We start from the raw sequence: 14,012 nt of genomic DNA on the forward strand, positions 1-14,012 counted from the left end.
GGTTCGATGCCCGACCGGCGGCGGCGGGTCAAGCCGTTATCGACCAAGCCACGCGGGCTGCCGCCAGAAGCCGACAACCGGTCCGTTTTGCGAACTCTAATTGAAAGCGATCAGCAGATCCTTGGCATCGATCTGGTCGCCCGCCTTGACCAGCACCTCGGCAACGGTGCCGTCGCGCTCGGCATGCAGCGCCGTCTCCATCTTCATCGCTTCGATGGAAAGCAGCACGTCACCGGCCTTCACAGCCTGGCCGGCAGCCACCGAAAGCGCCGAGACGACGCCCGGCATCGGTGCGCCGACATGCGCCTCGTTGCCGGGTTCGGCCTTGCGGCGGGCTTTGGCGGCGGACGCGCCATGCGCCCGGTCGGGCACCTTGACACGACGCGGCTGGCCGTTGAGCTCGAAGAACACGGTGACCATGCCCTTTTCGTCGACATCGCCGATGGCAAGGCATCGGACCACCAGCGTCTTGCCCTTCTCGATGTCGACGAAGATCTCGTCTTCCGGCTTCATGCCGTAGAAATAGGTCGGCGTCGGCAGGACGCTGACCGGCCCATAGGTTTCCTGCGCTCCGGCGAAATCCGTAAACACCTTTGGATACATCAGCCACGAGGCGAATTCGAACTCCGATAGCTTGCGCTCGAGCTTCTCCTCGATTTCCTTGCGGTTGGCCTTTAGGTCGGCTGGCTTGAGCAGTGAGCCGGGCCGCACCGTGATCGGCTTGTCGCCCTTCAGCGCCTTCCCCTGCAGCGCCGCCGGCCACCCGCCTGGCGACTGGCCAAGGTCGCCGCGCAGCATCGAGACGACCGAATCCGGGAATGCGATATCCTTGTCCGGGTTTTCGACATCGGCAACGGTGAGATCCTGGCTGACCATCATCAATGCCATGTCGCCGACGACCTTGGAGGACGGCGTCACCTTGACGATGTCGCCGAACATCAGATTGACGTCGTGATAGGTCTGCGCCACCTCGTGCCAGCGCGTCTCCAGTCCGAGCGAGCGCGCCTGTTCCTTCAAATTGGTGAACTGCCCGCCCGGCATCTCGTGCAGATAGACTTCCGAAGCTGGCCCCTTGAGGTCGCTTTCAAAGGCGGCGTACTGGTTGCGCACCGCTTCCCAGTAGAACGAGATTTTCCTGATCCATTGCGGGTCGAGACCGGGGTCGCGTTCTGTGCCCTTCAGCGCCTCGACGAGCGAGCCAAGGCATGGCTGCGAGGTGTTGCCGGAGAAAGCATCCATCGCCGCGTCTATGGCGTCGACGCCGCTTTCCACCGCCGCCAGCACCGTCGCCGCCGACAGGCCCGACGTGTCGTGGGTGTGGAAATGGATCGGCAGGTCGGTCGCCTCGCGCAGCGCCTTGAACAGCACGCGTGCCGCCGCCGGCTTCAGCAGTCCGGCCATGTCCTTGACGGCAATGATGTGGGCGCCGGCCGCCTGCAATTCCTTGGCCAGGCCGACATAGTATTTGAGGTCGTATTTCGCCCGCGCCGGATCGAGGATGTCGCCGGTGTAGCAGATCGCCGCTTCGATCAGCTTACCCTCGGCGCCGACCGCATCCATGGCGACGCGCATATTGTCGACCCAGTTCAGGCAATCGAAGACCCGGAACAGGTCGATGCCACCGCTTGCTGCCTGCTTGACGAAATGCTGCACGACATTGTCGGGATAGTTGGTGTAGCCGACGCCATTGGCGCCGCGCAGTAGCATCTGCAACAGCAGATTGGGCGCCGCCTCGCGCACCAGCGACAGCCGCTCCCACGGATCCTCGGTGAGGAAGCGCATGGCGACATCGAAGGTGGCGCCGCCCCAGCATTCCAGCGATAGAAGCTGCGGCAAGGCACGCGCATAGGTACCGGCGATGCCGGCAATGTCATGCGTTCGCACACGCGTGGCGAGCAACGACTGGTGGCCATCGCGCATCGTCGTGTCCGTGACCAGCACTTGCCTCTGATCGCGCATCCAGGCGGCGAACTTCTCCGGCCCGAGCACATCCAGCTTCTGCTTGCTGCCGCCGGGCACATTGCCGTTGAGGTAAGGCACCACGGGTGCGGCCGCATCGGCCTTCGGCTGCGGCCGGCCGCGCGTCTCGGGATGGCCGTTGACGCTGACGTCGGCGAGATAGTTGATGAGCTTGGTGGCGCGGTCCTGGCGCTTGACCTGCTGGAACAGTTCCGGCGTCGTGTCGATGAACTTGGTCGTGTAGGAATTGTCGGCGAAGCTCGGGTGGTTGATGATCGCTTCGAGGAAGGTCAGATTGGTGGCGACGCCGCGGATGCGGAACTCGCGCAGCGCCCGGTTCATGCGGGCGATCGTCTCGGCCGGCGTCGGCGCCCACGCCGTCACCTTCTCCAGCAGCGGATCGTAGAAGCGGGTGATGACAGCGCCCGAATAGGCGGTGCCGCCATCGAGGCGGATGCCGAAGCCTGTTGCGCCGCGATAGGCGGTAATGCGTCCGTAATCGGGGATGAAATTGTGCTCGGGGTCTTCCGTGGTGATGCGGCACTGCAGCGCGTGGCCGTTCAGCCTTATGTCCTTCTGCGCCGGCACGCCTGATTCCGGTGTGCCGATGGCAAAGCCGTCGAGGATATGGATCTGCGCCTTGACGATATCGATGCCGGTCACCTGCTCGGTGACGGTGTGCTCGACCTGGATGCGCGGGTTGACCTCGATGAAATAGAATTTGCCGGTGTCGGCATCCTGCAGGAACTCGACCGTGCCGGCGCCGATATAACTGGTCTCGCGGGCGATCTTCAGCGCATGGCCGCAAAGCTCCTCGCGCTGCGACATTTCGAGATAGGGCGCCGGCGCCCGCTCGACGACCTTCTGGTTGCGGCGCTGGATCGAACAGTCGCGCTCGAACAGGTGCACCGCATTGCCATGGGTGTCGCCCAGCACCTGCACCTCGACATGGCGCGCGCGTTCGATCAGCTTTTCGAGATAGACCTCGTCCTTGCCGAAGGCGGCTTTCGCCTCACGCTTGCCTTCGGTGACTTCACGGGCAAGGTCGGCTTCGGCGCGGATGGCGCGCATGCCGCGGCCGCCGCCACCCCATGATGCCTTCAGCATCACGGGATAGCCGATTCCCTTGGCCAGTTTCTTGACCGCCTCCATGTCATCCGGCAACGGATCGGTGGCGGGGATCACCGGCACCCCGACCTCGATGGCGAGATTGCGCGCCGCGACCTTGTTGCCAAGCCGCCGCATTGTGTCCGGCTTCGGCCCGATGAAGGTAATGCCGGCTTCGGCACAGGCGTCGGCGAATTCGGGACTTTCCGACAACAATCCGTAGCCGGGATGGATAGCATCGGCACCCGACAGCCTGGCGACGCGGATCACCTCCTCGATCGACAGATAGCTTTCGATCGGCCCCATGTCCCGGGTCAGATGCGGTCCGCGCCCGACCTGGTAGCTCTCGTCGGCCTTGAAGCGATGCAGGGAGTATTTGTCTTCTTCGGCCCAGATCGCCACGGTTTTGAGGCCAAGTTCGTTGGCCGCGCGAAAGACGCGAATGGCGATTTCGGACCGGTTGGCGACGAGGATCTTCGTGATGGCCAAGGACTGGGCTCCAGCAACGGAAGGAAGAGAAATCGGCGCAATGATTAGCGTGAAAATGCTGCAGTGCAAACAAATTTGACGCGCATTTAAACCGATTGAAATGGAATCATTGCGCCAGAGGCCATCGCATTCATCCAAACAGCCAGAAAAAGCGCCGGCTCTGCCGTGACGCACGATCATTCCCGGCTAAGGGACCCGGCTCCATCGGTCGCCCCCTGAATGGCAAAAGAAAATGCCCGGCGCGAGGCGCCGGGCATCCGCAAACGGTCTGGAGACTGACGAGTCTTACATCTTCTGGATGTAGGTGTACTTGCCGTCGTCGCCCTTCTTCCATTCGTACATCACGTAGCCGGGCAGCGTCGGGTCGCCCTTGGCGTCATAGGACAGATCGCCGAGCACGGTCTTGAACGGGCCGTTTTCATGCAGCGCCTTGGCAACTGCCTGCGGGTCGTTCGACTTGGCAGCGGTCGCTGCCTCGGCGATAGCCTGTACTGCGGCGTAGGAGTAGAGCGTATAGGCTTCCGGTTCGAAACCCTGCGCGCGGAACTTCTCGACGAGTTCCTTGTTGGCGGGGATCAGGCGCGGATCCGGACCGAACGTGTTGAGCGTGCCTGCAACAGCGTCGCCCGCGATCGAAGCCAGTTCGTTCGACACGATGCCGTCGCCGGAAATCAGTGTCGCCTTGAGGCCCTGGTCGGCCGCCTGGCGGATGATCAGGCCTGCTTCGGTGTGCAGGCCGCCCCAGTAGATGATCGAAACGCCGGCTTCCTTCATCTTGGCGATCAGCGCCGAGAAGTCCTTGTCGCCGACATTGATGCCTTCATACATGACTTCCGTCAGGCCCTTGGCATTCATTGCCTTCTTGGTTTCGTCGGCAAGACCCTGGCCATAGGTGGTCTTGTCGTGGATGACGGCGATCTTGGCGTCCTTGAAGTTCGCGGCGAGATAAGCACCGGCAATGCTACCCTGCTGGTCATCGCGTCCGCAGGTGCGGAACACATTCCACAGGCCGCGCTCGGTGAACTGCGGGTTGGTCGCGGCCGGCGTCACTTCGACAATGCCGTTTTCCGCATAGACTTCCGAAGCCGGAATCGAAACGCCCGAGTTGAAGTGGCCGACCACGAACTTGACGCCGTCGCCGACGAACTTGTTCGCAACCGAGATGCCCTGCTTCGGATCGGAGACGTCGTCGCCGACTTCGAGCTTGATCTGCTCGCCGTTGATGCCGCCCTTGGCATTGATGTCGGCGACGGCCGCTTCCGCACCCTTCTGAAGCTGTGCGCCGAAGGCGGCGTTCGGACCGGTGATCGGACCGGCGACGCCGAACATGACGTCAGCCCACGCGTTGCCGCCGAACGCGACCAGCGCGGTCAGGGCGACGGCGGACAAAAGTGACTTTTTCATTTAAACGCTCCCATTTACGGAGTGGGCGTGGATGAAGCTTTCATGCGATGCCCACCCTTATCGCAGAAAGCATAGTTTGCCGATTTTCAGGCACTTGTCACGCCGATTCAATTTCGAGACGGCGTTAATGATGAACGTCAGCCTTTCGGTTTCCAGCTCAAGAGTGAAGCTCTTTCGTAGAGCCAATTATACTGTGTCACCATCTGGTTGGTGCGCGTGTATTGATAGCCGACGAAGCCGAGGATCATCAGCACGATGGTGTCGACGACATAATAGTGTAGCGAGAACATGGTGCCGCCGAACAGCGCGTGATGGATGAAGCGGATCGCGATGCCGAGGCCCAGCATATAGGCGAACAGCTGGATGAAGCTGCGCCACGTCTGAGCACTGGCCTTGCCGGTCATCCACGCCGCCCAGCCGCCGAGCAGACAGGTGACGAAGAAGAACTGCCAGATCGAGGGTTCCTCGTAAAGAATGCCCTGCATGGTGAAGTCTCCTTAGCATGATCCCGAAAAGTTGCGGACTTTCCGGACAAGATCATGCGACAAACAAACAATCTGGAGCGGAATGGCGAATGCACGCATTCCGCTCCGAACTCAGTGGTGTCCGCCTTCGAGATAGGCGGCGCGCACTTCCGGATTGGCGAGCAGCTCCTTGCCGGTGCCGCTCATCGTCACATTGCCGTTGACCATGACGTAGCCGCGCGTGGCGAGCTTGAGCGCGCCGAAGGCGTTCTGCTCGACCAGGAACACGGTCAGCCCCTGGGTGCGGTTCAGTTCGCGGATGGCGTCGAAGATCTGCTTGACGATCAGCGGCGCGAGACCCAGCGACGGCTCGTCGAGCAAAAGCAGCTTCGGTCGTGCCATCAGCGCGCGTCCGATCGACAGCATCTGCTGCTCACCGCCCGACAGCGTGCCGCCGCGCTGGGTGATGCGCTCTTTCAAACGCGGGAACAGCGTGAACACCTTCTCGACGTCCTCGTCATAATGCTTGAGGTTGTCGAGGCTGGCGCCCATCTGCAGGTTTTCCATCACCGTCATGCGCGGAAAGATCCGCCGGCCCTCGGGCGACTGGGCAATGCGCATGCGCGCGATCTCGTGCGTCGGCATCTGGGTTATGTCGGTGCCGGCAAAGGTGATGGTGCCGGCGCGAGCCCGCGGCGCGCCGAAAATGGTCATCATCAGCGTCGACTTGCCGGCGCCATTGGCACCGATCAGCGCCACGATCTCACCTTCCTTCACAGTGACATCGACGCCGTTCAAGGCTCGGATGTTGCCGTAGTAAGTCTGCACGCCCTTGATATCGAGCAGCGTTGTCGCGGCCATCACTTGCCCCCTCCGCGCTTGCCCGCCACGGGCTTGGCAGCGGTCTTGCTCGCGGTCTTTCCGGAGGCTGCCTTTGCAGTCTTTGCGGAAGCATGGCTTGTCGCCACCTTGCCCGCATCGACGCGGCGCGAGAATTCCGTGTCCTTGCCTTGGCCGAGCAACCTGGCCTGTTTGACCCATTCCTCGCGCGCGATACGTCCGTCAAAGGCGAGATAGGCTTCGGCGGCCTCGACGTCGGCCTTTTTCCAGGCGCCGATCTGGTCGAAGTGGAAGATGCCGTGATCGTTGAGCTTCTTCTCGTTGACCGTACCGATGCCCTTGATGCGGGTCAAATTATCGGCCTTGCCGCCGCGAGGCGCCGCCAGCCGATTGGAGATCTCTCCAGCCTTCGCCGTGGCCTTGACTGCCGGCTTGGCCGACGCGGTCGACTTCGCCGCCGTGCCGGTTGCCGCCTTTGAAGCCGCTTTCGGAGCAGGCTTTGCCTTCGCCGCCGGTACGGCTGCCAGCGAGGCTGCCTTGTTTGCCGCGGCGAGCGACCTGGCGTCGACCTGACCGGCCTTTGACGCTCCCTTGGCCACCGTAACCCGCTCGCCCGAACTGTGGCCGACCGTGTCGGTCACCGGCCCGGCGAGATAGGACGACGATGTTCCCGGACCATGCGCGGTATCCGGCCCTGTATCCAGCTGTTCAATGACATCTTCGTCGCCGACTTCGGTAAGGACGGCTTCGACTTCTTCGTCGTCGACGCCGAGATAGGCGGCGATGACGCGCGGATCTGTGCGCACGGACTGCGGGCTGCCGTCGGAAATCTTGCGGCCATACTCCAGCACCACGACATGGTCGGAGATTTGCATGACCACCGACATGTCGTGCTCGATCAACAGGATCGAGGTGCCAGATGTGTTCTTGATGTCGATCAGCAGCTCGTTGAGCGCCGCCGATTCCTTCGGATTGAGGCCGGCCGCCGGTTCATCGAGGCACAGAAGCTCGGGTCCCGTGCACATGGCGCGAGCGATTTCGAGACGGCGCTGCGCGCCATAGGGCAGGTCGCCGGCCGGGTCGTCGGCACGGTCGACAAGATCGGCCTTTTCCAGCCAATGCTTGGCGAGCTCCACCGATTCGGCCGAGGCCTTGCGATAGCCGCTGAAGCCGAACAGGCCAAGCACCGTGTAGCCCGATGCCTTCATCAGTTTGTTGTGCTGGGCGACCAGCAGGTTCTCCAGCAGGGTCATGCCGGAGAACAGGCGGATGTTCTGGAAGGTGCGCGCCACCTTGGCGCGCGCCGGGATCTCATGGTTGGGCAGCCGCTCGAGCAGGAAGGTCGAACCATCGTTCCGGTTGAGCGTGATCATGCCTTCCGAGGGCTTGTAGAAGCCGGTGATGCAGTTGAACACCGTGGTCTTGCCGGCGCCGTTGGGGCCGATCAGCGCGGTGATCTCGCCGCGCTTGGCGGCGAAGGACAGATCGCCGATGGCCACCAGGCCGCCGAACTTCATCGACAGATGATCGACCTGCAGGATAGCGTCGTTCACGCCGGAATTGGCCTTCTGAACAGGGTTCGCATTCATCAGCCGTGTCCTTCCTTGGTGAAGGAGCTTGAGACAGCCTTTCGCTCCTTGAGGAAGGCGGTTGGTTCACGACTGCCGACGAAGCCGCGCGGCTTCCACAGCATGACGATGACCATGGCCATGCCGAACAGAAGCATGCGGTAGAGTTCCGGTGTGAAGTCCGGTCCGAAGACCTGCTTGAGGAAGTCGAGTTCGCGCAACGCCTCGGTACCGCCGATCATCACCATTGCGGCGACCGCGATGCCGACCAGCGAGCCCATGCCACCGAGAACGACGATGGCCAGGATGATGGCCGATTCCAGGAAGACGAAGGATTCCGGGCTGACGAAGCCCTGCCGTGCGGCGAAGAACGCGCCGGCGAAGCCGCCGAACATCGCACCCGTGGCAAAGGCTGTAAGCTTCGTAGTGGTGGTGTTGATGCCGAGCGAACGGCAGGCGATCTCGTCCTCCCGCAACGCTTCCCAGGCACGGCCGACCGGCATGCGCCGCAGCCGGATGGTAACGAAGGCTGTCAGCAGCGCCAGCGCCAGGATCAGGTAATAGAGGAAGATCTTGTAGTAGGCGCTCGATGTCGCGAGATGCAGCACCTTGGCGATGTAATTGGGGTCCGACACGTTGAAGGTCATCAGGCCGAAGAAGGTGACCTTCGGAATGCCGGAAATACCGGCCGAACCGTTGGTGACCTCACGCCAGTTGATCAGGACCAGGCGGATGATCTCACCGAAAGCCAAGGTGACGATCGCCAGATAGTCGCCACGCAGGCGCAGCACCGGAAAACCGAGCAGCACGCCCCAGAAGGCGGCCATGGCGCCGGCGGCCGGCAAAAGGATCCAGAACGACAGGCCGTATTGCGTGCCGAGCAGCGCATAGGCATAGGCGCCGACCGCGTAGAAAGCGACATAACCGAGGTCGAGCAGGCCGGCGAGGCCGACGACGATGTTCAGGCCCCAGGCCAGCATCACATAGATCAGGATCTGGATGCCGAAATTGTCGACCCATTTCAGCGAACCTTGCAGACCGCCGACGAACGACCAGGACATCAGCGACAGGATCGCCACTACCAGGATCGGATAGAGGATCAGCGCGGCAATGCCGAGTTTGGTGAAGTTGGCATGGATGAAGCCCCGGAAATAATAGATCACGCAGGCCAGCACATAGATGACTGCCAGGGCGCGCAGGAACTGCAGATAGCCCGCCGGCTCCGCTCCCACCCATCCGACGAGAGAGCTGTTGACCGCAAACAACACCACCGCCGCGACCAAGGCCACGATGAAGGCCGGCAACTGGAAGAAGCGTGACGCCACGCTGGCCGGCAGCAGGCCGGTGGCGACGTCGGTGATCTTCTGGTTGGCGAGGAAGGGCTGGCCATAAGCGACATAGAGGAAGCGCCCGACAGCCGTGGCGATCACCACGGCGGCAAGCAGGCCCCAGCGTGTCGTCAGGACCAGTTCATTGGAAATGTTCTGGCCGGTCTTCAGGCCGATGAACAGCACGAACAGGCCGAACGATATGGCAGCGGCATAAAGTGCCTCGCGCAACGCGCGCTGCATGGGGGTGGCGACGGTGTCGCGCTCCGGAGATACGGTGACGGCCATAGTCTCAGACCTTTTCGACTTCTGGCCGGCCCAATATGCCGGAAGGCAGGAAGATCAGCACGATGGCCAGGATCGAGAACGCCGCGACGTCCTTGTAGTCGATCGAGAAATAGGCCGACCACATGCTCTCGATGAAGCCGATCATCAGCCCGCCGACCACCGCCCCAGGCAGCGAACCGATGCCGCCCAGCACCGCCGCCGTGAAGGCCTTCACGCCTGGCGTGAAGCCATCCGAGAAGGCAATGACGCCGTAATACATCAGGAACAACGTGCCGGCGACCGCGGCAAGGGCCGCACCCATGATGAAGGTGATCGAGATGGTACGGTCGACATCGATGCCGAGCAGCGCCGCCATCTTGCGGTCCTGCTCACAGGCCCGTTGCGCTCGCCCGAGCGAGGTCTTGTTGACCAGATACCAGAACAGCGCCAGCAGCAGCGCCGTGACGACGACGATGATGATCTGCTTCAGCGACACGCTGATGCCGTTGATGTTGTAAACCTGGCTGACCATCGGCGGGATCGGCTTGTTGCGTGGACCCTGCGTCACCTGGACGAAGTTCGACAGCGCGATCGACATGCCGATGGCAGTGATCAGCGGGGCCAGTCGGAACGAACCGCGCAACGGCCGGTAGGCGACCTTTTCGATCGTCCAGTTATAGAGGCTGGTGAGCAGCATCGCCACGATCATCATGATCAGCAGCGCCAGCACAACCGGCACCGAATAGAACAGCGCGCCAAGGGCGAGGAAGACGATCAGTGCCGTGAAGGCACCCACCATGAAGATGTCGCCATGGGCGAAATTGATCATGCCGATGATGCCGTAGACCATCGTGTAGCCGATCGCGATCAGCCCATAGATCGATCCCAGCGTCAGCCCGTTGATAAGCTGCTGGACAAAATACTGCATGTGTACATGGCTCCCCTGGAATGTCGCCCATGCAGACGCATTCCTTTTCGTATTTCCCCTAGTCGTAAAGTTTCGAGCCCGGATTGCAACGTCATTTTTCAATCGTCATGCGTGTTTTCGAAGCACGCTGTCCGATTGCCCGTTTTCCATCATCCAGCCCCTGGACTATCGCGGACCCTACCATTGGCATAACGCAATGTCTTTGACGATTCGACCGCATCATGCGCTCCGTTTCGAAGAAATCGCCGTCAAAATTAGGTGATGAAAGGAATCCTTGCGTTTTTGGCACGATCCATTTTTCAGGCCGTTGCTTTCCGCAAGGTCAGGAGTCCCATCACTTGACAACAAATCCGTGCGCGAAAGGGTCGCGGTCGTCGATGAAGATGGTGTTCAGTCCGGTCATCCGCGCCCAGCCGCCGATCGAGGGAATGATGGCCGGCTTGCCGGCCACGCTGACATCCTTTTCGACCTTGCCCTTGAACAGCGAACCGATGATCGATTCATGGACGAAGCTGTCGCCGGCCTTGAGTTTGCCCTTGGCATGAAGCTGCGCCATGCGCGCCGAGGTGCCGGTGCCGCAGGGCGAGCGGTCGATCGCCTTGTCGCCGTAGAACACGGCATTGCGGGCATCCGCGCCATCCACCGTCGGCGCACCGGTCCACAGCATGTGCGACAGCCGGTTGATGCCAGGGCTCTCGGGATGGACGAAGGAATATTTCTCGTTGAGCCGCTGGCGCACCACCGGGCTCCAGGCGATGAAGTCGCCCGCCGAATAATCGGCCATGTCGCGATAGTTCTTCTGTGGTTCGACGATGGCGTAGAAGTTGCCGCCATAGGCGACATCGACGGTGATTTCGCCGAGCCCAGGGCATTCGACCGTCAGCCCCTCGGCATGGAGGAAGGACGGCACATTGGTGATGCGCACCTCCTCGACATAGTCGCCGACCTGTTTGTATTCGGCGATGACAAGGCCGGCCGGCGTGTCGAGCCGAAGCACGCCCGGCGTCTTCGGCTTGATCAGTCCGTGCTCGATGGCCATCGTCACCGTACCGATGGTGCCATGACCGCACATCGGCAGGCAGCCGGAGGTTTCAATGAACAGGATGGCGATGTCGCAATCCTCGCGCGTCGGCGGATAGAGAATCGAACCGGACATCACGTCGTGGCCGCGCGGCTCGAACATCAGCCCGGTGCGTATCCAGTCATACTCGGCCAGAAAATGCGCACGCCGCTCCATCATCGTCGCGCCCTGCAGCAGCGGGCCGCCGCCAGCGACCAGCCGCACCGGATTGCCGCAGGTGTGGCCGTCTATGCAGAAGAAGGATTTCTTGGCCATGACGCTCCTCGAAAATCAAAACCCGAAAATATCAAAATCGTTGCGGACTGAAGGGGGCCAGATCGATCGGTGGAGTCTGCCCCAGGACAAGATCCCTGATCAACCGTCCGGTGGCCGCCGCCTGGGTCAGGCCGAGATGGCCATGGCCGAAGGCATAGACCACCGACCGCTTTCCCGGCGCGCCGCCGATGACTGGCACTGAATCCGGCAGCGAGGGGCGGAACCCCATCCATTCGCGCCCACCCGAGGGATCGAGCCCCGGCAAGAATTTCTGTGCCTTCCGCAGCAGCGCTTTCGACCTGGCATAATTGGGCGGCCGCTCGATGCCGCCGAGTTCAACGGCGCCACCGACACGCAGGCCCGTTTCGAGCGGCGTGACGACGAAACCATGGCCGGAGAAGATCAGCATCCGCTTCACGTCGAAGGCACTCGTCGGCAACGTGGTGTTGTAGCCGCGCTCGGTCTCCAGCGGAATGCGATCGCCGAGCTGCCGCGCCAGCAGATGCGACCATGCGCCGGCGGCGACGACGAGGTGTCGCGCCTGCCTTGTGGTGCCGTCTGCCAACGTCAGCGTCGCACCATCCTGATCCACCGCGACTTGGCTGATTCGGGCCAGCTCAAAGCGGGCGCCCTTGGCCTGCGCATAGGCCCACACCGCCTTGCCCAGCAGTTTCGGGTCGGCGACCGTCTTCCATCCCGGCACGAACGTGCCTTTGATGAAGCGCGGCGACAGCCCCGGCTGCAAGGCGGCCAGTTCCTCGCCCTCGACATGGCGGAAACCGATGCCGAAACGCTCACGCGCCGCCCAGCCGGGCAGCCCGGCCTGAAATTCGGCTTCGCTTTCATAGAGCTCGAGCGAGCCATCTTCGCGCAGCATCGACCGCGTGCCGGAGCGATCGAGCAGGCCCATCCACTCCGCTTCGGCGAGCTTCATCATGCCCGCCTGAGCGGCAAGGCTCGCCTCGTATTTCCCGGGCGCCCCGGCGCGCCAGAAGCGGATTAGCCAGGGCAGAAGCCTCGGCAGATGGGCGGGCGGAATGCTGAGCGGGCCAAGCGGATCGGCCAGCCATTTCGGCAGCTGCCGGATCATGCCCTTGTGGGCCAGCGGCAGCACGTCGGAGAAGGCGAAGGCGGCGGCATTGCCGGAGCTCGTCTCCTCGCAAATGCCGGTGCGGTCGAAGACGGTGGCCCTGCGTCCGGCCTCGGCGAGAGACGCAGCGGCACAGATGCCGATGATGCCGCCACCGATGATGGCGATGTCGATTGGAACATCGCTATTCATCTTTGTACGTCACCCCTGCATGCATGTCCCAGTCTCCGCCCCGCTCGCTTCATACCAGCTCAGAACTGCGGCAGTGTCGGCCGCACGGCGAGCGCATCCTTGACGATCTTCTCGACAGCCTTGCGGCGCTCTCCAGACAGCGGCTGGCGCGGCATGCGAACGCGGTCATTTGTGTTGATCGCGAACACTTCGGCAAGCTTGATGTTTTGGACCAGGTAAGTCGAGACATCGAGATCGAGCAGCGGCCGGAACCAGCGGTAGATGGCGAGCGCCTCCTCGCGGCGGCCCTGCTTCATCAGCTGGAATATGGCGACGGTCTCGCGCGGGAAGGCTGTGACCAGTCCCGCGACCCAGCCGATGGCGCCGACCGACAGCGCCTCGAAGGCCAGATTGTCGACGCCGGTGAACAGGTCGTAGCGAGTGCCCAGGCGATTGATGATCTCGGTCGAACGACGGATGTCGTCGGAGGATTCCTTGATCGCGACAAAGCGCTTGTCCGACGCCAGCTCCTCCATCTGGTCGACGGTGACGTCGACGCGGTAGGCAAGCCGGTTGGAGTAGATCATGACCGGCAGGTCGCCCGCCTGCGCGACCGCGCGCAGCGCCCCGACGGTCTCTTCCGCATTGGTGTGGTAGATCGGGCTCGGCACGACCATGAGGCCATTGGCGCCTTCCCGGCTCGCGCGCTTGGCGATGCTGGCCGCCTCGCGTGTGCCGGCCTCGTTGACGGTCAGCAGCACCGGCTTCTTGCCGGCGACCTTCTGTGCGGTCTTCAGCACCTCGATCTTCTCGTCGGGCGACAGCATCGGCCCCTCGCCGAGCGATCCGCAGACGATGATGCCGTCGCAGCCGGCCTCCATCTGCAGGCTGAAGCACCGCTCCATCTCGGCATGATCGAGACGATCATCCGCGGTGAATTTGGTCGTGACGGCAGGAAAAACTCCGGTCCACATGATCATCTCTCCATCTGATATATCAGTGGTATATCTATTAACAAACCCGCTGTCAATGCGGATTCCGTTATGATATATTCAAGATAT

At 62.3% G+C, this 14,012-nt stretch carries 10 protein-coding genes; all 10 read right to left on the reverse strand.

Annotated features, from left to right (window positions below):
• Window positions 1-96: 96 nt before the first annotated feature.
• The 10 genes from pyc to NKJ37_RS04925 all read right to left on the reverse strand — a co-directional run bounded on the left by pyc (window position 97) and on the right by NKJ37_RS04925 (window position 13,925).
• Entirely contained in the window at window positions 97-3,555 is a 3,459-nt protein-coding gene (pyc, locus tag NKJ37_RS04880; protein WP_352722977.1) for a pyruvate carboxylase, read from the reverse strand.
• Between the two features lie 285 nt (window positions 3,556-3,840).
• A complete protein-coding gene (locus NKJ37_RS04885; protein ID WP_023811805.1) occupies window positions 3,841-4,959 on the reverse strand; it encodes a branched-chain amino acid ABC transporter substrate-binding protein in 1,119 nt (372 codons plus the stop codon).
• 137 nt (window positions 4,960-5,096) lie between these two features.
• Window positions 5,097-5,444: a DUF6867 family protein gene (locus NKJ37_RS04890; RefSeq protein ID WP_023811804.1), complete on the reverse strand. Its 348-nt coding sequence runs from the start codon at window positions 5,442-5,444 to the stop codon at window positions 5,097-5,099.
• 111 nt (window positions 5,445-5,555) lie between these two features.
• Window positions 5,556-6,284: an ABC transporter ATP-binding protein gene (locus NKJ37_RS04895; protein WP_127296224.1), complete on the reverse strand. Its 729-nt coding sequence runs from the start codon at window positions 6,282-6,284 to the stop codon at window positions 5,556-5,558.
• Entirely contained in the window at window positions 6,284-7,852 is a 1,569-nt protein-coding gene (locus NKJ37_RS04900; protein ID WP_023811803.1) for an ATP-binding cassette domain-containing protein, read from the reverse strand. The genes NKJ37_RS04895 and NKJ37_RS04900 overlap by 1 nt, the downstream gene beginning before the upstream one ends.
• Window positions 7,852-9,447, reverse strand: a complete 1,596-nt coding sequence (gene livM, locus NKJ37_RS04905) for a high-affinity branched-chain amino acid ABC transporter permease LivM (protein WP_023811802.1) — start codon at window positions 9,445-9,447, stop codon at window positions 7,852-7,854. The genes NKJ37_RS04900 and livM overlap by 1 nt, the downstream gene beginning before the upstream one ends.
• 4 nt (window positions 9,448-9,451) lie before the next feature.
• Entirely contained in the window at window positions 9,452-10,354 is a 903-nt protein-coding gene (locus NKJ37_RS04910; RefSeq protein WP_013529092.1) for a branched-chain amino acid ABC transporter permease, read from the reverse strand.
• A gap of 334 nt (window positions 10,355-10,688) precedes the next feature.
• The gene (locus NKJ37_RS04915; protein ID WP_352440984.1) at window positions 10,689-11,690 is read right to left on the reverse strand and encodes a 4-hydroxyproline epimerase; all 1,002 of its coding nucleotides are present in this window, start codon (window positions 11,688-11,690) and stop codon (window positions 10,689-10,691) included.
• A gap of 31 nt (window positions 11,691-11,721) precedes the next feature.
• Window positions 11,722-12,972 carry an NAD(P)/FAD-dependent oxidoreductase gene (locus NKJ37_RS04920; protein WP_352440985.1) on the reverse strand — a complete coding sequence of 417 codons (1,251 nt, stop codon included), beginning with the start codon at window positions 12,970-12,972 and terminating at the stop codon, window positions 11,722-11,724.
• A gap of 59 nt (window positions 12,973-13,031) precedes the next feature.
• The gene (locus tag NKJ37_RS04925; RefSeq protein ID WP_352440986.1) at window positions 13,032-13,925 is read right to left on the reverse strand and encodes a dihydrodipicolinate synthase family protein; all 894 of its coding nucleotides are present in this window, start codon (window positions 13,923-13,925) and stop codon (window positions 13,032-13,034) included.
• Between the last annotated feature and the right edge of the window lie 87 nt (window positions 13,926-14,012).

The organism is Mesorhizobium sp. M0140 (assembly GCF_040322475.1).
GTDB lineage: Bacteria > Pseudomonadota > Alphaproteobacteria > Rhizobiales > Rhizobiaceae > Mesorhizobium.